The 22,239-nt window shown below is 29.5% G+C and carries 23 protein-coding genes; 21 read left to right on the forward strand and 2 right to left on the reverse strand.

The genetic code is table 11. From position 1 onward, the window contains the following. Nucleotides 1-3: 3 nt before the first annotated feature. On the reverse strand, nt 4-1,725 hold the full coding sequence (locus tag TR13x_RS08885) for a 5'-nucleotidase C-terminal domain-containing protein (protein WP_054871573.1): 1,722 nt from the start codon (nt 1,723-1,725) through the stop codon (nt 4-6). A 186-nt stretch (nt 1,726-1,911) separates the two neighbouring features. On the opposite strand from TR13x_RS08885, the gene TR13x_RS08890 reads away from it, so the two are divergent. The 21 genes from TR13x_RS08890 to TR13x_RS08990 all read left to right on the forward strand — a co-directional run bounded on the left by TR13x_RS08890 (nt 1,912) and on the right by TR13x_RS08990 (nt 21,471). After that, nucleotides 1,912-2,526 (forward strand): hypothetical protein, encoded by a 615-nt coding sequence (locus tag TR13x_RS08890; RefSeq protein ID WP_054871574.1) that lies wholly within the window; start codon nt 1,912-1,914, stop codon nt 2,524-2,526. 31 nt (nt 2,527-2,557) lie between these two features. Next, complete coding sequence (locus TR13x_RS08895) at nt 2,558-2,818, forward strand: hypothetical protein (RefSeq protein ID WP_054871575.1); 261 nt, start codon at nt 2,558-2,560, stop codon at nt 2,816-2,818. A gap of 76 nt (nt 2,819-2,894) precedes the next feature. Next, nucleotides 2,895-4,190 (forward strand): NAD(P)H-hydrate dehydratase, encoded by a 1,296-nt coding sequence (locus TR13x_RS08900; protein ID WP_054871576.1) that lies wholly within the window; start codon nt 2,895-2,897, stop codon nt 4,188-4,190. 43 nt (nt 4,191-4,233) lie between these two features. Next, nucleotides 4,234-4,863, forward strand: a complete 630-nt coding sequence (locus tag TR13x_RS08905) for an outer membrane lipoprotein-sorting protein (RefSeq protein ID WP_054871577.1) — start codon at nt 4,234-4,236, stop codon at nt 4,861-4,863. Nucleotides 4,864-4,980: 117 nt separating this feature from the next. Further along, nucleotides 4,981-6,150 (forward strand): alanine racemase, encoded by a 1,170-nt coding sequence (gene alr / locus TR13x_RS08910; protein WP_054871578.1) that lies wholly within the window; start codon nt 4,981-4,983, stop codon nt 6,148-6,150. Between the two features lie 242 nt (nt 6,151-6,392). Next, the gene (locus TR13x_RS08915; RefSeq protein ID WP_054871579.1) at nt 6,393-6,668 is read left to right on the forward strand and encodes a CopG family ribbon-helix-helix protein; all 276 of its coding nucleotides are present in this window, start codon (nt 6,393-6,395) and stop codon (nt 6,666-6,668) included. Between the two features lies 1 nt (nt 6,669). Then, nucleotides 6,670-7,020, forward strand: coding sequence for a type II toxin-antitoxin system PemK/MazF family toxin (locus TR13x_RS08920; RefSeq protein ID WP_054871580.1), 351 nt, complete (start codon nt 6,670-6,672; stop codon nt 7,018-7,020). Between the two features lie 131 nt (nt 7,021-7,151). Next, nucleotides 7,152-7,721: a hypothetical protein gene (locus TR13x_RS08925; protein ID WP_054871581.1), complete on the forward strand. Its 570-nt coding sequence runs from the start codon at nt 7,152-7,154 to the stop codon at nt 7,719-7,721. 176 nt (nt 7,722-7,897) lie between these two features. Beyond that, on the forward strand, nt 7,898-9,019 hold the full coding sequence (locus tag TR13x_RS08930) for a glycosyltransferase family 4 protein (protein ID WP_054871582.1): 1,122 nt from the start codon (nt 7,898-7,900) through the stop codon (nt 9,017-9,019). Nucleotide 9,020: 1 nt separating this feature from the next. Next, nucleotides 9,021-9,515 carry a DUF4330 domain-containing protein gene (locus tag TR13x_RS08935; RefSeq protein WP_054871583.1) on the forward strand — a complete coding sequence of 165 codons (495 nt, stop codon included), beginning with the start codon at nt 9,021-9,023 and terminating at the stop codon, nt 9,513-9,515. A gap of 14 nt (nt 9,516-9,529) precedes the next feature. After that, nucleotides 9,530-9,955 carry a hypothetical protein gene (locus TR13x_RS08940; protein ID WP_054871584.1) on the forward strand — a complete coding sequence of 142 codons (426 nt, stop codon included), beginning with the start codon at nt 9,530-9,532 and terminating at the stop codon, nt 9,953-9,955. Then, on the forward strand, nt 9,946-11,217 hold the full coding sequence (locus TR13x_RS08945) for an O-antigen ligase (protein ID WP_054871585.1): 1,272 nt from the start codon (nt 9,946-9,948) through the stop codon (nt 11,215-11,217). Before TR13x_RS08940 ends, TR13x_RS08945 begins: the two co-directional genes overlap by 10 nt. Then, on the forward strand, nt 11,214-12,314 hold the full coding sequence (csaB, locus tag TR13x_RS08950; protein WP_054871586.1) for a polysaccharide pyruvyl transferase CsaB: 1,101 nt from the start codon (nt 11,214-11,216) through the stop codon (nt 12,312-12,314). The genes TR13x_RS08945 and csaB overlap by 4 nt, the downstream gene beginning before the upstream one ends. An 8-nt stretch (nt 12,315-12,322) precedes the next feature. After that, complete coding sequence (locus TR13x_RS08955) at nt 12,323-13,084, forward strand: WecB/TagA/CpsF family glycosyltransferase (protein WP_242851755.1); 762 nt, start codon at nt 12,323-12,325, stop codon at nt 13,082-13,084. 25 nt (nt 13,085-13,109) lie between these two features. Beyond that, nucleotides 13,110-13,976: a YitT family protein gene (locus tag TR13x_RS08960; protein WP_054871587.1), complete on the forward strand. Its 867-nt coding sequence runs from the start codon at nt 13,110-13,112 to the stop codon at nt 13,974-13,976. Nucleotides 13,977-13,989: 13 nt separating this feature from the next. Beyond that, complete coding sequence (locus TR13x_RS08965; RefSeq protein WP_054871588.1) at nt 13,990-14,811, forward strand: transketolase; 822 nt, start codon at nt 13,990-13,992, stop codon at nt 14,809-14,811. Next, nucleotides 14,811-15,758 carry a transketolase family protein gene (locus TR13x_RS08970; protein WP_054871589.1) on the forward strand — a complete coding sequence of 316 codons (948 nt, stop codon included), beginning with the start codon at nt 14,811-14,813 and terminating at the stop codon, nt 15,756-15,758. Before TR13x_RS08965 ends, TR13x_RS08970 begins: the two co-directional genes overlap by 1 nt. A 79-nt stretch (nt 15,759-15,837) precedes the next feature. Next, nucleotides 15,838-17,121 (forward strand): LysM peptidoglycan-binding domain-containing protein, encoded by a 1,284-nt coding sequence (locus TR13x_RS08975; protein ID WP_054871590.1) that lies wholly within the window; start codon nt 15,838-15,840, stop codon nt 17,119-17,121. A gap of 133 nt (nt 17,122-17,254) precedes the next feature. After that, nucleotides 17,255-17,695 (forward strand): protease complex subunit PrcB family protein, encoded by a 441-nt coding sequence (locus tag TR13x_RS08980; RefSeq protein WP_054871591.1) that lies wholly within the window; start codon nt 17,255-17,257, stop codon nt 17,693-17,695. A 109-nt stretch (nt 17,696-17,804) separates the two neighbouring features. Next, on the forward strand, nt 17,805-18,932 hold the full coding sequence (locus tag TR13x_RS08985) for a LysM peptidoglycan-binding domain-containing protein (protein WP_054871592.1): 1,128 nt from the start codon (nt 17,805-17,807) through the stop codon (nt 18,930-18,932). Between the two features lie 154 nt (nt 18,933-19,086). Continuing rightward, nucleotides 19,087-21,471, forward strand: coding sequence for a Lon protease family protein (locus TR13x_RS08990; protein WP_054871593.1), 2,385 nt, complete (start codon nt 19,087-19,089; stop codon nt 21,469-21,471). Between the two features lie 15 nt (nt 21,472-21,486). On the opposite strand, the gene TR13x_RS08995 is transcribed toward TR13x_RS08990, so the two are convergent. Next, nucleotides 21,487-22,065 carry a 5-formyltetrahydrofolate cyclo-ligase gene (locus tag TR13x_RS08995; protein WP_054871594.1) on the reverse strand — a complete coding sequence of 193 codons (579 nt, stop codon included), beginning with the start codon at nt 22,063-22,065 and terminating at the stop codon, nt 21,487-21,489. Nucleotides 22,066-22,239 lie beyond the last annotated feature (174 nt).

The raw sequence follows: 22,239 nt of genomic DNA on the forward strand, positions 1-22,239 counted from the left end.
CTTTTAAGCAATCTTAGGTAGTTCAAATATAACTGAGCTTACATTTTTACTAACATCAGTAATTCTACCTTCAACTTTTGGTGAAATTATTGTATTATTTCTTACGTTTTCGATTAAAGCATCTCTTAGTAGTATGAAAGTGTTAGTCCACTTAACTTCTTTTAAAGTAACAAATCCATCTTGTCCGCCAGCTAAGAAATCATTTGTTGCAACTGTGTAAGTTTTATCCATTTCAATAGGAGTACCATCTTCTAAATAAATATCAATTACTCTTTCGCCTTCTGGTTTAGTTGAGTCGTAAGTGAATTTCATTCCTGATATTTGTAACATTCCTTTATATAGAGTAACGCTTTGCTCTAATATAGCTTTTATTTGTGCACCAGTCATTTCACCAGTAACAATTGTATTATCAAATGGCATAACTTCGAAAATGTCACCTACAGTTATATCACCAGCAGTGAAATCAGTTCTAATACCACCGGCATTTGTAAATGCTATTTGAACACCAGCTTTTTCTCTCATTACATCAGTCATCCAGTTACCCATAGCTGATTCATTATTATAGTCTCTTACAATATCTGTTTCAGTTTTACCTATTACTTCTCCGAAAATAGGTTTTAATTCTACATTATATTTATCTACCATAGCTTGAACTTCAGCATTCGGCTCAACATCAAGTTTACCTTTTCTTACTTCTACTAATTCTATATTATTACCAACAACTTTCTTTGCTTTAGTGTCATAGTATAGAGTTATATGTCCAATCATTCTACCGTGCTTATAAGCTTCAATAACTGGTATACCATTTATAATACCTGCAACTGGCTTATGGCTATGTCCCCCAATAACTGCATCAGCTCCAGTTACGCTTTTAGCTAAATCGGCTAATTCACCAGTTATTTCTTTAGTTTCTTTATCTTGTACTGCTGGTATATGGCCTAGAAGTATTATTATTTCAGCACCTTGCTTTTTGACTTCAGGTATTAATTTATTACAAATTTCTATAGGATCTTTAAATTCATATGAGCCAACATAATCAGCGTGAGCTGTGATTGCAGTTTCTGGAGTTGCTAAACCTATAATACCTATTTTCACGCTATTTTTTTCGATAATAGTGTATGGTTTAGTCCAATCAACTGGTTTTCCATTTTCATATATATTTGCAGCTATAACATCAAATTTAGCATCTTTTAACGTATCTAATATTGTTTCAATACCCCAGTCGAATTCATGGTTACCTATTGTCATTGCATCAAAGCCTATCATATTCATCATTTCAACTACAGGTTTACCTCTCAATAGATTAGACATTGGAGTACCTTGGAAAGTGTCACCTGCATTTAATATAACTGTTCCTTCAGGGTTCATATTTTTGTAATATTGCATATAAGCTGCAAATTTAGCTGCACCTGCTTCATATCCACCTTCTAATTTTCCATGAAAATCATTAGAAGTTAAAATGTCAATTCTTTTAATAGTTGATGGAATAAGTATTTTTTGTCCAGGGAAAATAAGATGTGGATTTTTCATTTTATTATATTCAGCAATTTCTTTCCAATCAAATCCATAGCTTCTTGCTATTTTCCAGAGAACATCTCCTGACTTGACTATGTAAGTTTTTGGATTTGTATCAAATCCTTCAGCATTGATTAGATTAAACGGTATTATAAGAGTTACTAGAAGTATAAGTACTAGGATTAAGTTAAGTCGTTTAAGTTTTTTCATGAAAATCCCCCTTTTTTATTTAATCATTAAAATTTAGTTATTTAGTAATTTCTTCAAAAATAACTAAAATCCTTCAATAAAGTATATTAATTTTTGAGGTTATATATTATTATTAATTATTTAGTAGTAGTAACCTATTTAACAAAATAGGCAAAATATTGTATAATCAATCAGGGAGGAGTTTATATGTTTGAAAAAGATATTGACATAGATTATGGATTAATTATTAAAAATAAAGTACCAATATTGACGATGGATAATGATTGGAAGAAAATATTTGGTAATTCCAAAAATAAAGATATCAATAATTACAAAAATATTTTGAATGATTTAATTAAAGAGCAAAGAGAGTTAAGTAGAAAATTAGTACAATTAAAAACTAAGAAGAAAAGGCTTATGGCAATGATTTTAAATCTATCACATGAAATTAATAATAATAGTAATAGCAATAGTAGAGCAGTAGAAAAATTAGACGAATGTCAAAGTGAAATACTTACAATAAATGAAGAAATAGAAACTTACACATTTAAATTAGAAATGCTACCTAAAGAAATTAGAACAGCAAACTTAAATTTATTAAAGGCTACTATAAAAGTTGCATATAAGGATATAAAATCTACTCAGAAAGAACTGAAGATACTAAATAATCAAATAGACGAATTGAGAGAAAAACTAAAGAATTTAATTGAAACTAAACATGAAAAGGAAGAAACTATAAATAAGACTTATAGTTTTTTACATGGAATATTGGGTAGTAAAGAGATGGAGCGATTGGATGCTGAATTATTGCAAAGTAAATAAAATATTCTGTTAAGAAAGGAAGTATATATTTATGAAATTTGTTATGCTGATTTTAATATTGGCAAGTGGCTTAGAAATATTTTTTAGTATTTTTACTCATTTAATAAGTTTTATTATTTCTATGTTTAAAAAAGATTATAGCATGAGCCAGAAAATGAAAGACGCTATTAAGTTAGTGACAGTAGCGATTTTCATGGCATCTGTATTTTATTTTTTATTAGAATTTGTAAAAGTAATGGCAAAATTGTTTAATATTCCGTTGGATAAAGGTATATTGGATATATTTAAATAAATTTAAAGCGGCTTAGGCCGCTTCTTTCAATAAGAATAAAATCTTCGGTTTAAATAAATTTTAAGGGGATGGAATAATGATTAAAGGTAATGGAATAGATATAATAGAGATAGATAGAATAGAAAAAGCTATAAAGAATGAAAAATTTATAGAAAGAATATTTTGTGAAGAAGAGAGAGATTACTTTATAAAAAGAAATATGAATATAAAAACAATAGCAGGTATGTTTGCGGGAAAAGAGGCAGTTAGTAAAGCATTAGGTCAAGGAATCAGAAACTATAAATGGACTGATATTAAGGTATTACATGACAGTTTAGGTAAACCATTTATTGTTTTATCAGGCAATGCAGAAAATATAGCAAGAAAATTAGGTATAGAAAATATTCAACTTTCAATAAGTCATTGTGATACATACGCTGTAGCTTTTGCTGTTGCAGAAGGAAAGAGAGAGTATAAAGATATAATAAAAATAGAAGAAGAAGTTAAAAATAAGGTAATGACAATAGATAAAGCTAGGGTATCTAGAATTATTCCAAGAAGAAAAGCTTATTCTCACAAAGGCACATATGGTAGAGTAGGGATATTAGCAGGAAGTTTAGGTATGACTGGAGCAGCATATTTAACTTCGACAGCATGTTTAAGAAGTGGAAGTGGTTTAGTATACCTATTCACTCCAAAATCTTTAAATAAAATTCTAGAAATAAAAACTACAGAAGTAATAACTATTCCAGTTGAAGATAATGGTAAAGGACATTTTTGTATAGAAGGGTTAGAATACATTTTAAAAACTATCGAAAATATGGATGTATTAGCTATAGGGCCAGGACTAGGAGTAGATTTTGAGAGAACTGAACTAGTTAAGCAAGTGCTATTAAATTATAAGAAAACTATTGTTTTAGATGCTGATGGAATTAATTGTTTGGCTAATAGTACAGAAGTATTTAAACAAAGAAAAGGAAAAACAATTATAACTCCTCATCCTGGAGAACTTTCTAGATTGCTGGATATAAGTATTAAAGAAATAGAATCTGATAGAGTAAAGTATGCGCAATTAACTTCAGAGAAATTTGGAGTTATTACAGTTTTAAAGGGAGCAAATACAGTAATCAGTAGTGAAGAAGGTAAAATTTATATCAATACTACTGGCAATCCAGGTATGGCAACAGCAGGGAGTGGAGATGTTTTAACAGGTATAATTACAAGTTTTATAGGTCAAGGTATTGAATGTTTAGCTGCAACAGTTGCAGGAGTTTACGTACATGGCTTGGCTGGGGATTTAGCTAAGTATGAAAAAGGTGAATATGGTTTAATTGCTACAGATGTTTTAGAACATATTCCTTATTCTATAAAGTCTTTAATTTATAATTCATAAGGAAATTATATTTCTTATCAAATATTTGCCTGGGGTTGATGAGATGAGGCGTATTGTTTTATTGCTACTATCAATTGTTTTGTTTTTAACTGCTTGTAGTGAAATGACAGATGAAGAAATCTTTTATCAAATACAAAAGAAGTATAACAGAATGGAAAGTTATAGTTGTGTTGCTAAAATAATAATTAATGGAGGTAAAGAACCAAAAAAATATAAGGCAAAACAAATTTTTAAGAGACCAAATAAGTACATAATACAAATAATAGAACCTGAAGAAAGCAAAGGAATAACAACAATATACAATGGAGAACAGGCTTGGATTTATCATCCTCAAATAGAGCAATCTATACTGATAAGAGACTATAAAGATTCCCCGAATGAAAATATGTTTGTAGGCTACTTTTTAAAAAATCTTAACACAACAGAAATGGCTAATCTTGAATCAGAAAAGATAGATAATAATGATTATTTAATAATTACAACTATGATTCCAGGTAATAATAAATACAGAATGTATCAAAAACTATGGGTAGATAAAAAGACTTACTTACCATATAAATTATACATACTGGACAAAGATAAAAATATTACGACTGAGATTTATTATTCAGATTTTTTATATAACTTTGATATAAAAGATGAAAAATTTGAAGTTTATGCTTTGAAAAATTGATAAAAGTGATAAAATTTAATTAGAGGAATTTAATAAGAATTTTCTATAAATTTATAAAATTCTACAAACTTCGAGAAAAAGATTTAGTTAAGCACGAAGACAAAGGGGGAGCAATGGATGTCATCCTTAACTAACATAAGACCAGTATGGGCTGAGATTAACTTAGATAACTTAGCACATAATATAAGGGAAGTAAAAAGAGTAGTTAAAGAGGGGACTTTAATAACTGCAGTAGTTAAAGCAGATGCTTATGGACACGGAGCTATTAAAGTGGCAGAAACTTTTCTTAATAATGGTGCTGATAGATTAGCTGTAGCTACATTATCAGAAGCTATGGAGTTGAGAAATTCTGGATTTGAAGTTCCTATACTTATATTAGGCTATACTCCTGAATATCAATTTGAAAAAGTTATTGATTATGATATAACTCAGACAATTTATACTTATGAACACGCAATAGCATTTTCCAAAGCAGCTGAAAAATTAGGTAAAACCGGTATAATTCATATTAAAATTGACACTGGCATGAGTAGATTAGGTTTTCAGGTTAAGGATAATACAATAAAACAGATTAGTGAAATCTGTAAACTTCCGCATATCCAAGTAGAAGGCATTTTTACACATTTTGCAGTTGCTGATGGAAAAGATAAAACATTTACAAGAGAACAGTTTAATAAGTTCCAGAAATTGATTGAAGAATTAGAGGATATTGGGATAAAAATACCTATTAAACATGTATCAAATAGTGCAGCAATAATAGATTTACCAGAGTATAATCTTGATATGGTTAGAGCAGGAATTATGTTATATGGGCTTTATCCATCGGATGATGTTAATAAATCAAATGTTCAACTGAAACCTGCTATGACTTTAAAAGCAAAAATATCAAATTTAAAAACAGTACCTAAGGGAACAGGTATTAGTTATGGGCTTACTTATGTTACAGAAAATGAATCTAAGATAGGAACATTGCCAATAGGATATGCTGATGGGTTTACTAGAATTCTTACAGGAAAAGCAGAAGTTGTGGTGAAAGATAAAAAAGTTAAAGTTATTGGTAGAATATGTATGGACCAATGTATGATAGACTTAACTGAAGTGGATGATGTAAATATAGGAGATGAAGTAGTACTATTTGGTGACGGTATAAATTCTCTGCACATTGATGAAGTAGCTAGAAAACTTGGTACAATAAACTATGAGATAATATGTATGGTAAGTAGAAGAGTTCCTAGAGTTTATTTAAAAAATGGGGAAATAGTAGAAGTAATTGATTATTTGTTATAGATTCATCATCAAGTTTTTCATTAAAGTTTTGTAATACTAGATTTTATTTTCAATTATGTAGTTTTATTTTGTCTATAACTTGAGTTAACAAAATATTGTTAACTTGCTATATAGTTTTATTGACACTTTTATAAATAATAATATATAATCTAGTATATGTTGCTTTATATAAGAATATATTAAAATATAGATACTTTAGAAGACAGATGAATATAGAGGTCCCTAGGTATGGAGGTGCTCAAATGGCCGAAACAAAAAGAATTATGATAAGTTTACCTAATAGCTTGTTAGAGGAAATTGATGGTATTATTTCAATAGAGAAAAAAAATAGAAGTGAGTTTATAAGGGAGGCCATGAGACTTTACATTAGAGAAAGGAAAAAAATGGAGATAAGAGAAAAACTTAAATCAGGGTACATGGAAATGAGTCATATTAACTTAAATTTAGCTGAAGTTGGCTTTGAAGAAGATGTTAGAGAGTTGTTTAATTATGAGGCTAAATTGACAGGAAGTGAATAGAATGATTGTAAAGAGAGGAGATATATATTATGCTGACCTTAGCCCTGTTATCGGTTCAGAGCAGGGAGGGGTAAGGCCTGTTTTGGTTATTCAAAATGATATAGGCAATAAGTATAGCCCTACTGTTATAGTGGCAGCAATAACTTCTCAAATCAATAAAGCCAAGTTACCAACTCATATAGAAATCAGTGCTACAGATTTTGGACTTCCCAAAGATTCAGTAGTCTTATTAGAACAAATTAGAACAATTGACAAGAAAAGGCTTAGAGAAAAAGTTGGTTTTTTTGATGAAGATATGATGGAAAGAGTTAATGAATGTTTAAAAATCAGTTTAGGACTGATTGATTTTTAGAATTGTAAATAAGCGACTTTTGGTCGCTTTTTTTAATTATCGACAATATTTCCTGGGAAATTGAAAAATAAAATATATTATGACAGGATTCTTGAAAAAATAGTCGAATGTATAATAAGGGAGGGATTTTAATGCTGCAAAAAATAAAGAGGAGAAAAACTTTAATATACGCAATAACTGTTGGAACAGCTTTTTTTGTATTTGTTGGAATAGGAAAAGCTGCATTGAATGAACCAGGATCGTTAGAAGATCCTTTAGTTACACAGAGTTATGTTGAGAAACGTATTGAGCAAATTAAATTTTATATAGACCAGAAAATTAAAGAAGTTTATGAAAGAGTAAACCTAAATACTACAAATGTACAAGCTTTAATTCAAGAAAATCAAGAGTTGAAGAAAAGATTATCTCAATTAGAAGAAAATAAAAATATAGCAATTCCGAAGTTAGAAGTTGTTGAATTAAGAAATGGCCAAAAACTTATAGGTAAAGCAGGAACCGAAATTATTTTAAGAGGTGGAAAAGCTAAAGCTATAGCTGGAGAATTAGGTGGGCTGTCTGATGTTACTGGAGCAGTAGATATAAAAATGGATCAGAATATTCCACCAAATCATCTTTTGATAATTCCAAGAGATGATGGAAGAGGAGTCTATGTAGATGAGTATGCTATATTCATGGTTAGAGGTGAATATGAGATAAAATAAATTTTTTAAATGGATGTTAGACTGTAAATTAGGAGCTGTGGAGTATGCAGCTCTTTTAATATGAAAAATTGCAGGTTAAGTTAATAATAGAAAGTGCTATGCTATTGTGTTATAATAATATAGATATTTGAGACATTACCTGAAAGGAGGAAGCTCTCATAGAGAGCTACTGGTATATGAAAGTACTTCATTTGATAAGTGGCGGTGATACTGGCGGAGCAAAAACACACGTATTATCTTTGGTTAAAGAACTAAATAAAAAGATAGACGTAAAATTGATTTGTTTTCTGGAAGATGAATTTTATTATGAAGGAAAATCTTTAGGTATAGATATAGAGGTTTTTAAGCAGAAAAAAAGATATGATTTGTCAGTTATTAAAAGGTTAAGGGATATTATTATAAATTATGATTATGATATCATACATTGTCATGGAGCCAGAGCAAATTTTGTTGGTATGATATTAAAGAAAATGGTTAGAAAGCCTTTTATTACAACTATACACAGTGATTATAGGCTTGATTTTAAGGATAATTTATATAAGCAGATAGTGTATACAACTATAAATTCTCTAGCATTAAGGTTTTTTGATTATTATATAGCTATTTCTACCAATTTTAAAAAGATGCTTGTAGATAGAGGGTTTAATACAAATAAAATTTTTACAGTATATAACGGAATAGACTTTAATAACGATATTAAAATTACACCTAAGGAATTATTTTTAAAAAGTTTTGGAATAGACCCAAAGGATAAGAAAATAGTTGGAATAATGGGTAGGCTTGAAACGGTAAAAGATCAAGAGACCTTTGTTAAAGCTGCTATAAGGGTGTTAGAGACTAGAGATGATGTAATTTTTTTAATAGCTGGTTCAGGACCAGAAGAAAAAAGACTCTCTCAATTAGTTAATGAACATGGACTACAGGAAAGTATCTACTTTTTAGGTTTTGTCAAAGAACCATATTCATTTTTTAATGCTATTGATATTAATGTTTTAACTTCGAAGAGCGAGAGTTTTCCATATGTTGTACTTGAAGGTGCTAGAATGAGAAAACCGATTTTATGTACTAATGTCGGAGGGTTAGGAGACTTAGTAATAGATGATGTTAATGGTTATTTGTTTCAAGTAGGAGATATTTCATCTTTAAGCAATTATATAAATTTTCTTTTGGATAATAGAAGTAGAATTGAAGAATTAGGAGAAAACCTTTATAAAAATGTTGTTGAGAGATTTTCATTAGAGAAAATGACTAATGACCATATAAAAATATATCAAGAAATTTTAGGTAGGAGGTTTTAAAATGAAAATTATCGATAGTAAAGGTAGAATTTTTGGATTAATAAATATAATTGATTTAACTGTTTTATTAATATTTGCACTTTTAGTAGTAGGAGGAGGATATAAGCTTTTTAAATCTAAACCCAATATAGTAGTAGAAGGTCAAAAAGTTTTAGTTAAGCTTGAAATAAGTAATGTAAGAAAACCTACAGTAGATGGAATAGAGGAAGGCGCATTATTATATCACTATGATAGGGGTCAAATTTTTGGTAAGATAGTCGATAAAAAAGTTGAGAGCTACAAAAAAGCAGTACCTACAAGTGATGGTAGAATAGTTATGGCTGAGGTGCCTGGTAAATATGTTGTTAATTTAGTTGTTGAAGCAGATGCTATTATAACAGATCAAGTTATTATTATAGGTGGGGAACATACAAGAATAGGAACTCAATTTAGATTAAAAAATAAAAACATTGCTGTTTTTGCTACTGTGTTAGGGGTTGAAACTAAAGTAGATTAGTAGGAGATGATATTGTGTATGCTAGCTACACATTTACTGTTTTATCTAAAGTTTGGGAAAAAGTTAATAACTTTTATGAATATAGTTTGTTAAACAAAATTCATATAAAGATTAAAGGTACTTTTAAGAGGTTATCAAGAGGTTCTTTATTAGTAGCTTTTTTAACGCATGAAAGTACAATATTAGAAAGCAGTTTTTTATGCAGACTATATTATACAATTGTTGATATAATTAATAATTTACTTAGAAAACTTAATATCTTTTTTACTAAAAGTTTTGAAAAAAGTTTTATTTATAGGGTGCTTGCAAAAATTTGCAGTAAGTGTTTTAAAAACTTAAATCTAGATTTACAAATTATAATTAAAAATAGCTATTTTATTAGAATTATTACTTATATATTTACTTTAGATGAAGATAATGGAGGGGAAAAATGGTGGTAAAAGCATTGGCCGGGCTTATTGCTATATTGCTATCAATAATTGATATAAAAATTGGAATAGGCCTAGCCATTTTTATATTACCTTTTGTACCTAAAGCTTATTCACTGGTATATTTAATATGTTTATTTATGGTCTTTATATTCAGACAAATATTTATAGTTAAGCGAGATTTGAAAAAAAGTGTATTAGGTGCGTTTATTTTTGCTTTAGCACTTGCAATGTTAATATCTACCTTAACTTCTTATAATCCAGAGGGTAGCTTTAGAGATTTAGTGATACATTTTAGCTCTTTAGGGTTTCTTATTGTAGTAGTTAATAGTATTGAAAATAAAAAGCAATTAAATTCTATTTTAACTTTATTTGTCTTTACTACTGTTTTAGTAGCTATATATGGTTTGTATCAATATAAAACTGGTATTAAGCTAGATAGAGCATGGGTTGATGTTTCTATTAATCCTGATATAAATACAAGAGTATTTTCAGTTTTTGGTAATCCTAATATATTAGCAGAGTATCTAATAATGTCAATTCCTATTTCAATATCTTTATTTTGGTTTACAAAAAAGCTTTTGAAAAAATTGATTTTTTTATTGAGTAGTTTGATTCTAATTGGAACATTGATATTAACATTTTCTAGAGGTGGATGGCTAGGATTTGCTTTTGGTTTATTGATATTTGTTGTTTTAGTAGAAAAAAGATTATTATTATCATTAATACCTGCTGGAGTTTTGGCAATTTTTATAATGCCATCTTCTGTAATTCATAGGATTACAACTATTGGGAATTTAAGTGATTCATCAAATGCTTATAGAATAAAGGTATGGACAATAACATTAGATATTATTAGAGATAATTGGATGACTGGAGTTGGTTTTGGTTATATTCCTTTTAGAGAGACATTTGTAAAATATATAAGGACTATGAATGTATATCATGCTCATAATATGTATCTTGAAACCTTAGCTGAAATGGGGATAGGCGGATTTGTCTTATTTATATTATTCATTTTTATAATTTACAAATATGCTATAATAACTTTGATGAAAAATAATGATAGATATTTAAAGACTATAACTGCAGGTGCATTGGCAGGCCTATCATCTGTTTTATTTCATGGTTTATTTGAAAATGTATTGTATTTACCAAGAATAATAATAACATTTTGGACGTTAATATCTTTTATATTGGTTGCTGTTAGATTGTCTAAGGATGAAAGAAAAAAGACAAATCTTGACAATATAGATAAGGGAGTATATCTATGAAAAAGAGAAAAAGGGTTTTGATTTCTGGATATTATGGGTTTAATAATAGTGGAGATGATGCAATTTTAAAAGCTATTGTTAAAGAATTTAAGTGTACTAGTAAGAATATTGATATTGTTGTATTATCAAAGAATCCATCAAGCACACAAAAAATTTATGATGTAAAGGCAATAAATAGATTTAATATAATTGATATGCTTTTAGAGATGCGTAATATTGATATGTTGATTAGTGGTGGTGGCAGTTTATTACAAGATGTTACAAGTACTAGGTCTATAATTTACTATCTATTTATTATTTTTTTAGCAAAATTATTCAAAAAGCCTGTAATGATCTATGCTAATGGTATTGGACCAATAAATAAAAGGTTGAACAGGCTGCTGACTAGAATTATACTAAATAAAGTGGATATGATAACTTTAAGAGACTCTAATTCAAAAGAGACATTAAAAAATATAGGTGTCAACATTGCTAATATATTCGTGACAGCTGATCCAGTTTTTACTTTGGAAGCATCAGATGAAAGTAGAGTAAAAGAAATATTTATAAAAGAGGAAATACCTTATGATAAACCTTTGGTTGGATTAGCAGTCAGAGAGTGGAAAAATTCAGACAAACTAAAAGAGACTTTATCTAAAACATTGGACTTTTTAAGTAACAGTTATGGTATGAGATTTTTGCTTATTCCAATGCATTATCCTGAAGATTTAAAAATAAGTCAAGAGATTAAGAAAAATACTAAGGCAGATTGCTATATATTAAAGAACAGTTATAATGTTGAAGACATAATGGGGATAATCAAGCATTTAGATATGATTATTGCTATGAGATTACATTCACTTATATATGCTGCTACACAAGCAGTTCCAATGGTTGGTTTAATATACGACCCTAAAGTTGAAGGTTTTTTAGACATGATTAATGTTGATACTAGATGCAATGTAGATTCGCTTGAGATTGTTGATTTATGTACGCAGATTGAAAAAGTATGGAGAAAGAGAAATGAGTACAATAAATTACTTACAGAGGTAAAATATTTACTTGAAAAAAGGGCAAAAGATAATATAGCTATGGCTTTAGAATTATTAAAAAAGTAGGTGAAATAGTGAAGGACACTATTAAAATAATGGGTATAAGAATAGATAAAGTAACTTTAGATTCTGCTATAGATAAGGTGCATGAATTTGTAAAAAGCAATAAAACAAATGTTATATATACTCCGAATACCGAAATTGTAATGGCAGCAAGAAAAGATGAAGAATTAAAGGCTCTATTAAATGATGGAGACTTGGTTATACCAGATGGCATAGGGTTAGTTTATGCATCAAGAATAAAGAAAAAGCCTCTTAAAGAGAGAGTAACTGGATATGACCTTTCTATAAAAATAATAGAGATGGCTAATAAAGAAGGATTAAGTTTATTTTTGCTTGGGGGCAAACAAGGGGTTGCGCTTAAGGCTTGTGAAAATATAAAACAAAGATATAATAATGTTAAAATAGCAGGTTTCCATCATGGATATTTTAAAGGAACGCATATTGGGTATAAAGCCCATAAAGAAGAAAATGAAGTTATTAAGAAAATCAATGATGCTAAACCTGATATTCTTTTTGTTGGATTTGGAGCGCCTAGACAGGAAAGATGGATTCATGAAAATAAAGATAAATTGAATTGTAAAGTTATAATAGGAAACGGAGGTACTCTGGATATTTTAGCAGGTAATGTTAAAAGAGCTCCTAGAATTTTTCAGACACTAGGACTAGAATGGTTATACAGACTATTGAAAGAACCTTCCAGATATAAAAGACAAATGGTATTACCTTTATTTGCAATGCTGGTACTATTTTCGAAAGATGACATCGTGGAATAGACAAAAAATAGGGAGGAGGTTATTTATGGAAAATATCAAGAAGAATTGGTATAGGTATATAGTTGAATATATAGGTATAACAATTGGTACAATAATTATGGCACTATCTTTAAACTTGTTTTTAGAACCTAATACTATAGCACCAGGTGGGGTAACTGGTTTAGCTATTGTAATAAAGAAAATTATTGGTATAGATGTTGATATTACAAACTTAATTATAAATATACCTTTATTTATTTTTGGACTTATAGTTTTAGGAAAGGCTTTTGGTGCTAAGACTTTATATGGTACATTTGCTCTATCATTTTTTATTAGAATACTGCCAAACGGAAACTTAGTAAATGAATTATTATTGGCTGCAATATTTGGTGGAGTATTGATGGGAATAGGTTTAGGCATAGTTTTTAGATTTGGCGGTACTACAGGGGGAACTGATTTAGCTGGTGCAATTCTTAATAAATACTTCCCTGGTTTTAGTACTGCTACTTTTATGATGAGTATAGACTTGTGTGTTGTAGCTATTGCTGGTATAGTTGATAAGAAACTAGAAACTTCATTATATTCTGTAATAGCATTATACATTATTGTAAAAGTAATAGACTTAATATTAGAGGGATTAGGATATGCCAAAGCTTTCTTTATTATTTCGCAGTATCCTGATAAAATTGGAAATACTATACTTGAAAAATTAAATAGAGGTGTTACAGTTCTTAAAGGAAGAGGTATGTATACTGGTAAAGATAGAGATGTATTATTATGTGTGGTGAATAGATCTCAAGTTACTAAATTAAAAGAAATAGTTCATCAAATAGATAAGAATGCCTTTGTAATGGTAGCAGATATATATGAGGTGCTAGGAGAAGGCTTTAAAGAAATAAAAACTACTGGATAAGGAGGTAAATTGTATGGAAAAACATACTGAGTTTAAGAAAATTGCTACAACATTAAGAAAAAATATCATTAAAATGTTAAACGAATCAGGCTCAGGACATCCTGGTGGTTCTCTTTCAGCATGTGAAATTATTACCGCTTTATATTTTAAAGAAATGAGAATTGACCCTAAACAGCCTAAATGGGAAGATAGGGATAGGTTTGTATTGTCAAAAGGACATGCAGCCCCTGTATTATATGCAGCTTTAGCAGAAAAAGGGTATTTTGCTAAAGAAGAACTAATGAAACTTAGAAAAACAGGTCAAATGCTTCAAGGTCATCCTGATATGAAAGGAACTCCTGGGGTTGATATGTCAACAGGTTCTCTAGGCCAGGGATTAGCAGCAGCAAATGGAATGGCTTTAGCAGCTAAATTAAGTAATAAAGATTATAGGGTTTATGCTCTATTAGGTGATGGTGAAGTCCAAGAGGGAATAATTTGGGAAGCGGCTATGTTTGCTGCGCACTATAAATTAGACAATTTAACTGTTTTCTTGGACCATAATGGGCTTCAAATAGATGGTGAAAATAAAGAAGTTATGAATATAGAGCCTATAGACAAAAAATGGGAAGCTTTTGGTTGGAATGTAATAAAGATAGATGGACATAATTTTGAAGAAATATTCGAAGCTTTAGATAAAGCTAAAGCAACTAAAGATAAGCCAACAATAATCATTGCTAAGACAGTTAAAGGAAAAGGCGTTTCATTTATGGAAAACAAGGTAGGCTGGCATGGTACTACACCTAATGATGAAGAAACAGAAAAGGCACTAGCTGAACTTGGAGGTGAAATGTAATGAGTAAGAAAATGGCAACTAGAGATGCTTATGGTGAAGCACTGAAAGAGTTAGGAAAAGTTAATAAAGATATTGTTGTATTAGATGCAGACTTATCAAAATCTACTAGAACTAACTGGTTTAAAGAAGAATTTCCTGAAAGATTTATAAATGTTGGAATAGCTGAACAGAACTTAATAGGAACAGCTGCTGGGTTAGCAGCGGCAGGTAAAATACCTTTTGCTAGTTCGTTTGCTATGTTTGCTACTGGAAGAGCATATGAGATAATAAGAAACTCAGTTGCTTATCCTAAATTAAATGTTAAGATAGCAGCAACTCATGCTGGAATAACAGTAGGAGAAGATGGGGCTTCACATCAATCAGTTGAAGATTTAAGCTTGATGAGAACAGTACCTAATATGGTTGTTATAAATCCTGCTGACGGTGTTGAGGCAAAAGCAGCAGTATTAGAAGCTGCTAAGTATAATGGACCAGTTTATATAAGATTAGGTAGAAGTAAAGTACCTGTAATATTTAATGAAGAAGATTATAAGTTTGAAATTGGTAAAGGTATAATGTTAGAAGATGGAACTGATGCGACAATTATTGCAACTGGTGTGATGGTATCAGCTGCTTTAGAAGCAAGTAAGAAATTAGCAGAAGAAGGAATTAGAGTTAGAGTGATAAATATTCATACTTTAAAGCCAATAGATAAAGATATTATTGTGAAGGCAGCACAAGATACAGGTGCTATTGTTACAGCAGAAGAACATAATATAATTGGTGGTTTAGGTAGTGCAGTTTCTGAAGTATTAGTAGAAAATTATCCTGTACCAGTAGAAAAAGTAGGAATTAAGGATACATTTGGAGAATCAGGTAATGGTGATGAGCTATTAGTTAAATATGGATTGACACCTGAAAATATAATAGAGGCTGTTAAAAAAGTCATATCAAGAAAAAGAGGATAGTTACATATCCTCTTTTTTTGTTCCATTTTTAACCTCCTTACGAATATATTATTAGTAGCTAAAGTAAGGAGGTGTTTTGATGAAAATACACGTTGTTAAACCTGGTGATTCAGTATGGTCAATAGCAAGAAAGTACGGGACAACTCCTGAAAGTATTATAGAAGCTAATCAGCTGCAAGATTTACCGTATTTAATTGAAGGTCAGGCGTTAGTAATACCAAAAACTTATACTAGATATGTTGTAAAACCAGGGGATACAGTATGGACAATTAGTAGAAAATTTGGTGTAACTGTTGACAGTATTATAGAAGCGAATAATTTACCAAGCCCTAATTTTATTTATCCAGGCATGATCTTAATAATACCGAGTAAAACTAAAAAGTATGGGGTAATTGAAGTAAATGGTTATATTGAACCAACAACTGCTGAGAAAGAGAAAAATACAGTTCAAGAGGTTGGAGAGTTTTTAACTTATATTAGCCCTTTTAGTTATCAAGTTAATGCAGATGGAACACTTAATCCAATAAAAGATGAGGTAATATTGGAAGAATCAAAAAAATATGATATTGCACCTCTTTTAGTTGTTACAAACTTTAGAGGAGGTAATTTTGATACTAAATTAGCTCATACAATCTTAACAGATGAAAAAATACAAAACACACTAATAGACAATATTATTAAAACTATGAAAAATAAGGGTTATAAAGGATTGAATATTGATTTTGAAAGAATACCACCAGCAGATAGAGATTTGTATAATAATTTCTTAAGAAAAGTAGTAGATAGGCTTAAGCCTTTAGGATATCCTGTATCTACAGCGTTAGCACCAAAAACTTATGATATTAGAAAAGGAGCATGGCATGGAGCACATGATTATAAAGCACATGGAGAAATAGTTGATTTTGTAATTTTAATGACATACGAATGGGGATGGTCTGGTGGACCACCAATGGCAGTAGCTCCTATAAAACAAGTAAAGAAGGTGTTAGATTATGCACTAACAGTTATACCTAGTAGAAAGATTATGATAGGAATACCGTTATATGGTTACGATTGGACGCTGCCGTATATGCCTAAAGGAGAATGGGCAAAAAGAGTTAGTCCACAGACTGCTTTGAAGATTGCTGCAAAATATGGTGCTAAAATTGAGTATGACAAAGAGTCACAAGCACCGTATTTTAATTATATTGATGAAGAGAGAAATAAGCATATCGTATGGTTTGAAGATGCAAGAAGCATAGAAGCTAAATTCAAACTAGTGTATAGATATAATTTAAGAGGAGTAAGCTATTGGCTTTTAGGTTTATCATTCCCTCAAAATTGGGTTATGTTAGATGAATTATTTGTAATTAAAAAAATATGACAGGTGAAAAGCCTGTCATATTTTAAATAGTACTATTGTACTAAGCATAAATTTATATATGTTAGAATAAGATATAGAGAAAATACTATTTTTGGTGTAGATAAGCATTATTTATATATAAAGGGGGTATTTTGTGAATAGGAAGTTATGGATTTTGCTTATAGTAGTAATTGTAATTTTGGGAATCATATTTATTCCTAAACTACTAAAAAATGAGGGTGGTAAAACGGTGAAGTTTGAAATTTTGAATAAAAACGAAGTACCGAAAAAAATACAAGAATTGCTTCCTAGATATATGTCAGAAGAAAGAGCATTAGCATGTAAGATAGAAAACGAAGTATATGTAATAGTTACTAGAGGAGAGAAGAAAACAGCCGGGTATACTGTTAATATAGACAGAATTGAAAAAGTAAAAAGTAAAGACAATTTTGATTTGATAGTTTATGCTGAGTACAAAGATCCTAAACCAAATGAATTAGTTGCTCAAGTCATTACATATCCTACAATTATAGTTAAAACTGAGCTAAATAAATTACCTAATAAAATTAAATTAGAAACGGAATATATTGATTAATCATCAGCTGTATGCTGATGATTTTGGTTTTTTATCCATAAATTACATAAAGGAAATACTAAAAATTATGAATAATTTATATTAAAATAAATATAGGAGGAGGTTTACTATGAAAAACATAAGAAAAATTTTAGCAGGAACTTTAGCAGTAACAATTATTGGTACTTCATCAAGTGTTTTTGCTTGGACATATGAGGTTAAACCGGGAGATACCTATTGGAAAATCAGTCAGAAATATGGGATAAGTATAGGAACTCTAATGAAAGTAAACAATGCAAATGAAAATACCATATTATACGTTGGGGACAAGCTAAACATTCCAGAAAGTGAAGATTTTTTTTACTATGTAGTTAAAAAAGGTGATACTCCTTATCTTATTAGTAAAAAATTTGGTGTAAAATTAGACGAGCTATTAAAAATAAATGGTTTAAATAGTTCATCAATAATATATCCTGGAGATAAATTAAGGATACCTATTAATACTAATAGTAGTACTAATACTGATAGTAATACAAATAATACTAGTACTAATGCTAGCAAAAGTCAAAGTAGTATTAATTTTGAAACTAAAACTACAAAAACATATACGACGCATATTGTACAACCAGGAGATGATTTCTGGAAAATTAGTCAAAAATATGGTATTCCAATGTATGAGTTAATGAAAGTAAATAATGCAAATGATAAAACTGTATTATATGTTGGAGACAAATTGCTTATTCCGGTTTATAATGTTTCCGTTATGGAAACTGTGGGTGAAAAGTACGGTGAATATCTAGATTGGTGGAAAGGCGTACAATATCTTATTCCAATAGGAGCGGAGTTCAAAGTAGTCGATTTTTATACAGGAAAATCATTTATGGCTAAGAGAACTACAGGAACGAATCATGCAGATGTTGAGACTTTAACAGCTGATGATACTAAGAAGCTTATAGAAATTTGGGGAGGACGTTTTAGTTGGACTAGAAGACCAGTGATAATTGAATATAAAGGAAGAAGAATTGCAGCTAGTGCTTCTGGAATGCCTCATGCAGGAAATGATAATGCTCCAGGTGGTGTATATACTTCTTGGAGAAGTGGCGGCTACAGTGGAGGAGTTAACTTAGATTATATAAAGGGTAATGACATGAATGGAGTTTTTGATATACATTTTCTAAATAGTACAAGACATAAAGATGGAAAGATTGATGAAAAACATCAGTATTGTGTTAAAGTTGCAGCAGGATTAATTAAATAAATATAAAAGCAGCCTATAGTTTAGGTTGCTTTTTTTTGTTAAATTTAATGACAAAAGATATTTATATTAAAGGAAACATTTTTAATTTGTAGAATATAAATTAGTAAGACTTATTATGTGTAATTAATATACTAAAAGCTATGAGGTGATTTTTGTGAGAAAAGATTTAGTAGTACCAGTAGAAAAATTGAAGAATTCTTGTGATTTAAGTATTTTTCAATTTGAAACAACAGAAGATATAATCCCTATGAAAGAGATTATAGGTCAAGAAAGAGCGATGAAAGCCTTGAAATTCGGACTATCTGTAAAGAAAAAGGGGTATAACATATTTGTAACAGGGATTACTGGTACTGGAAGAAATAGCTATTCTTATTCGGTAGCAAAAGATTATGCAAAAAAAAGAAAGACGCCTGATGACTGGTGTTATGTATATAATTTCAATAAGCCTGAATGTCCTAAGGCTATAAGGCTTAAGGCAGGTCAAGGTATAGTTTTCAAAAGAGAAGTAGAAAATGTTATTTCAAAATTGAGAGTTGATATTCCAAAGGTATTTTCATCAAGAGAATACGAAGATAGAAAAAATTTGATTTATCATAACTATCAGAAAAAGGTTGAAGAAATAATAGATGAATTAAATGAAATAGCTAAAAATTATGGTTTTATATTTAAACAAAATGAAAATGGTCTAATAAGCATACCACTAGTAGATGGAAGACCTATTAATGAAGACGAACTAGAAAATATTTCAGAAGAGGAAATAATTAAGTTAAGAGAGAATTCAAGTAAGTTAAGTGCTGAGGCATATGATATTTTTAATAAGTTTAGAAAATTAGATGAACAGTTAAGAGATAGATTAAAACAGCTTAATGAAAAAGTAGCTTTTGATGCAGTTGATTTTTATCTAGACCAATTAATGAAAAAGTATAAAGATAATGAAGAAATAGAAAAATTTTTAAATGAAATGGAAGATGATATAATTAAGAATTTAAGTCAGTTTTTAGACAAAGAAGAAAGTAATAAATTGAGTGATATAATCGGTAAATTATCTAAGCAAGAAGATTTTTTTAAAAGATATGAAATAAATCTTTTTATAGATAATAGTAACTGCCAAGGAGCACCTGTAATTAGAGAAGCTAACCCTAACTATTATAATATGTTAGGTAAGATAGAATATGTTAATGAATCAAGTATGTTAAAGACTGATCATACAAGAATTAAACCAGGAGCTATACATGAAGCAAATGGAGGTTATTTAATAATACAAGCAAAAGATATATTAACTAATCCATTTGCATGGGATGGACTTAAAAGATCATTAATTAGTGAGGAAATAAAAATAGAGAATATTATAAAAGGTAGTGTTGTGGCAGAGACACTAAAACCTGAGCCTATACCTTTAGATGTTAAGGTAATTGTAATTGGAGATTATTACACGTATCAATTATTATATGATTATGATGATGATTTTAAGAAACTTTTTAAGATAAGAGCTGATTTTGACATTGAAATGGAAAGAAATGAAGAAAATATAAGAAAAATAGCATCATTTATAGCATCACATTGTAAAGGTGAAAATTTAAGGCATTTTCATAAATCAGCTATTGGTAAAGTAGTAGAATATTGCTCAAGATTAGCACAAGACCAAAGGAAACTTACTGCTAGATTTAACGAAATTGTTGAATTACTTTACGAAGCTGATGCTTGGGCTGAGACTATGGGGGATTCAGTAGTTACAGATAAGCATATAGTAAAAGCGATAGAAGAAAAGATACACAGGAATAATAAATATGAAGAAAAACTACAGGAACTGTTTAAAGATGGCACATTGATTATAGAAACATCAGGATGGAAAGTTGGAGAAATAAATGGTTTAGCTGTTATGGATTCAGGTCAATATTCTTTTGGTAGACCAAATAAGATAACAGTCTCAACATTTGTCGGAAAAGAAGGAATAATAAATATAGAAAGAGAAGTACAAAAAAGTGGAAGCATACATGATAAAGGAGTTTTAATTTTAAGTGGATATCTTGGTGAAAAATATGCAAGAGAAACCCCTTTATCTTTAACTGCAAGTATAACATTTGAGCAGTCTTATGAATTTATAGATGGTGATAGTGCTTCAAGTACTGAGCTATATGCATTATTATCTAGTCTTTCAGATTTACCAATAAATCAGGCAATAGCTGTTACAGGTTCTGTAAATCAGAAGGGGATGATACAACCAATAGGAGGAGTAAATGAAAAAATTGAAGGTTTTTACAAAGTTTGCAAAAGCAAGGGTTTTAAAGGTGGAGAAGGAGTTATAATTCCCTATCAAAACATTAAAAATCTTATGTTAAGCGATGAGGTAATTCAAGCAGTTGAAGAAGGAAAGTTCACAATCTATGCTGTAAAAACTATTGAAGAAGGTATAGAAATTTTAACTGGTGTTCCAGCTGGCGAAATAGATGATAAGGGAAGATATCCAGTTGGCACTGTAAACTATTTAGTGCAGAAAAAACTTGATAAATATGCTAATATAAATAGAGAATATGATTAAGACTGAGGGATTTCCTCAGTCTTTTAAACACTTTACAATACTTTTTTCTGTTATTATATAATCTACAGGAATATCATGTTTTTCTTGGTTTATTTTTTCAACAATTTGAAAATCAAATGCTAGAGCTACTTTTGGTACTGATTTACTTATATTAAGTAAAAATTTGTCATAATAGCCTCCACCATAACCTATTCTATAACCTCTTTTATCAAATACGACTCCTGGAACGATAATCAAATCTAAAATTTGCGGTGAAACTTTTCTTATGAACTCTTTTTTAGGTTCTAATATGCCGTATGCACCGGTTGTAAGCTCGTTGTCATAATCTTTTAACTCTGAAAGAAGCAATTCTTTAGATTCTGTTAAACTTATAGGAATAATAATTTTTTTGCCGATTTCTAAAGATTTTTTGATTAATTTTTCTGTTTTTACTTCGTTTCTAAAATCAATATAAGCCATAATATAATTAGCATTTTTGTAAAGTGTTGTATTTATTAATAAATCTATTATTTTATTACTCAGGTTGACTATATCTTTATTAGAAAGTTCTTTTCTTTTGTTAAGTATTTTTTTTCTTAATTCATTTTTATCCATAATTTCACCTCATTTATATTGTTTTTTTGCTATTAGCCTTTCGCTTTTCGCTTTTTCTATCAAACAAAATTAATTTTACATTTTACATTTTTAATTTTACATTTATTATCCTGCCCTTTGTCGCCTGTTCTCTGTTCCCTGTCAACTCTAGTACCCAGCACCTAGTACCCAGTA

Origin of the sequence: Caloranaerobacter sp. TR13, assembly GCF_001316435.1 — a bacterium.
Taxonomy (GTDB): Bacteria; Bacillota; Clostridia; order Tissierellales; family Thermohalobacteraceae; genus Caloranaerobacter.

Excerpts from the sequence above, each read along its gene's own strand:
- TR13x_RS08885 (WP_054871573.1), bottom strand. The coding sequence starts at position 1,725 with ATGAAAAAACTTAAACGACTTAACTTAATCCTAGTACTTATACTTCTA.
- TR13x_RS08890 (WP_054871574.1), top strand. The coding sequence starts at position 1,912 with ATGTTTGAAAAAGATATTGACATAGATTATGGATTAATTATTAAAAAT.
- TR13x_RS08895 (WP_054871575.1), top strand. The coding sequence starts at position 2,558 with ATGAAATTTGTTATGCTGATTTTAATATTGGCAAGTGGCTTAGAAATA.
- TR13x_RS08900 (WP_054871576.1), top strand. The coding sequence starts at position 2,895 with ATGATTAAAGGTAATGGAATAGATATAATAGAGATAGATAGAATAGAA.
- TR13x_RS08905 (WP_054871577.1), top strand. The coding sequence starts at position 4,234 with ATGAGGCGTATTGTTTTATTGCTACTATCAATTGTTTTGTTTTTAACT.
- alr (WP_054871578.1), top strand. The coding sequence starts at position 4,981 with ATGTCATCCTTAACTAACATAAGACCAGTATGGGCTGAGATTAACTTA.
- TR13x_RS08915 (WP_054871579.1), top strand. The coding sequence starts at position 6,393 with ATGGCCGAAACAAAAAGAATTATGATAAGTTTACCTAATAGCTTGTTA.
- TR13x_RS08920 (WP_054871580.1), top strand. The coding sequence starts at position 6,670 with ATGATTGTAAAGAGAGGAGATATATATTATGCTGACCTTAGCCCTGTT.
- TR13x_RS08925 (WP_054871581.1), top strand. The coding sequence starts at position 7,152 with ATGCTGCAAAAAATAAAGAGGAGAAAAACTTTAATATACGCAATAACT.
- TR13x_RS08930 (WP_054871582.1), top strand. The coding sequence starts at position 7,898 with ATGAAAGTACTTCATTTGATAAGTGGCGGTGATACTGGCGGAGCAAAA.
- TR13x_RS08935 (WP_054871583.1), top strand. The coding sequence starts at position 9,021 with ATGAAAATTATCGATAGTAAAGGTAGAATTTTTGGATTAATAAATATA.
- TR13x_RS08945 (WP_054871585.1), top strand. The coding sequence starts at position 9,946 with ATGGTGGTAAAAGCATTGGCCGGGCTTATTGCTATATTGCTATCAATA.
- csaB (WP_054871586.1), top strand. The coding sequence starts at position 11,214 with ATGAAAAAGAGAAAAAGGGTTTTGATTTCTGGATATTATGGGTTTAAT.
- TR13x_RS08960 (WP_054871587.1), top strand. The coding sequence starts at position 13,110 with ATGGAAAATATCAAGAAGAATTGGTATAGGTATATAGTTGAATATATA.
- TR13x_RS08965 (WP_054871588.1), top strand. The coding sequence starts at position 13,990 with ATGGAAAAACATACTGAGTTTAAGAAAATTGCTACAACATTAAGAAAA.
- TR13x_RS08970 (WP_054871589.1), top strand. The coding sequence starts at position 14,811 with ATGAGTAAGAAAATGGCAACTAGAGATGCTTATGGTGAAGCACTGAAA.
- TR13x_RS08975 (WP_054871590.1), top strand. The coding sequence starts at position 15,838 with ATGAAAATACACGTTGTTAAACCTGGTGATTCAGTATGGTCAATAGCA.
- TR13x_RS08985 (WP_054871592.1), top strand. The coding sequence starts at position 17,805 with ATGAAAAACATAAGAAAAATTTTAGCAGGAACTTTAGCAGTAACAATT.
- TR13x_RS08995 (WP_054871594.1), bottom strand. The coding sequence starts at position 22,065 with ATGGATAAAAATGAATTAAGAAAAAAAATACTTAACAAAAGAAAAGAA.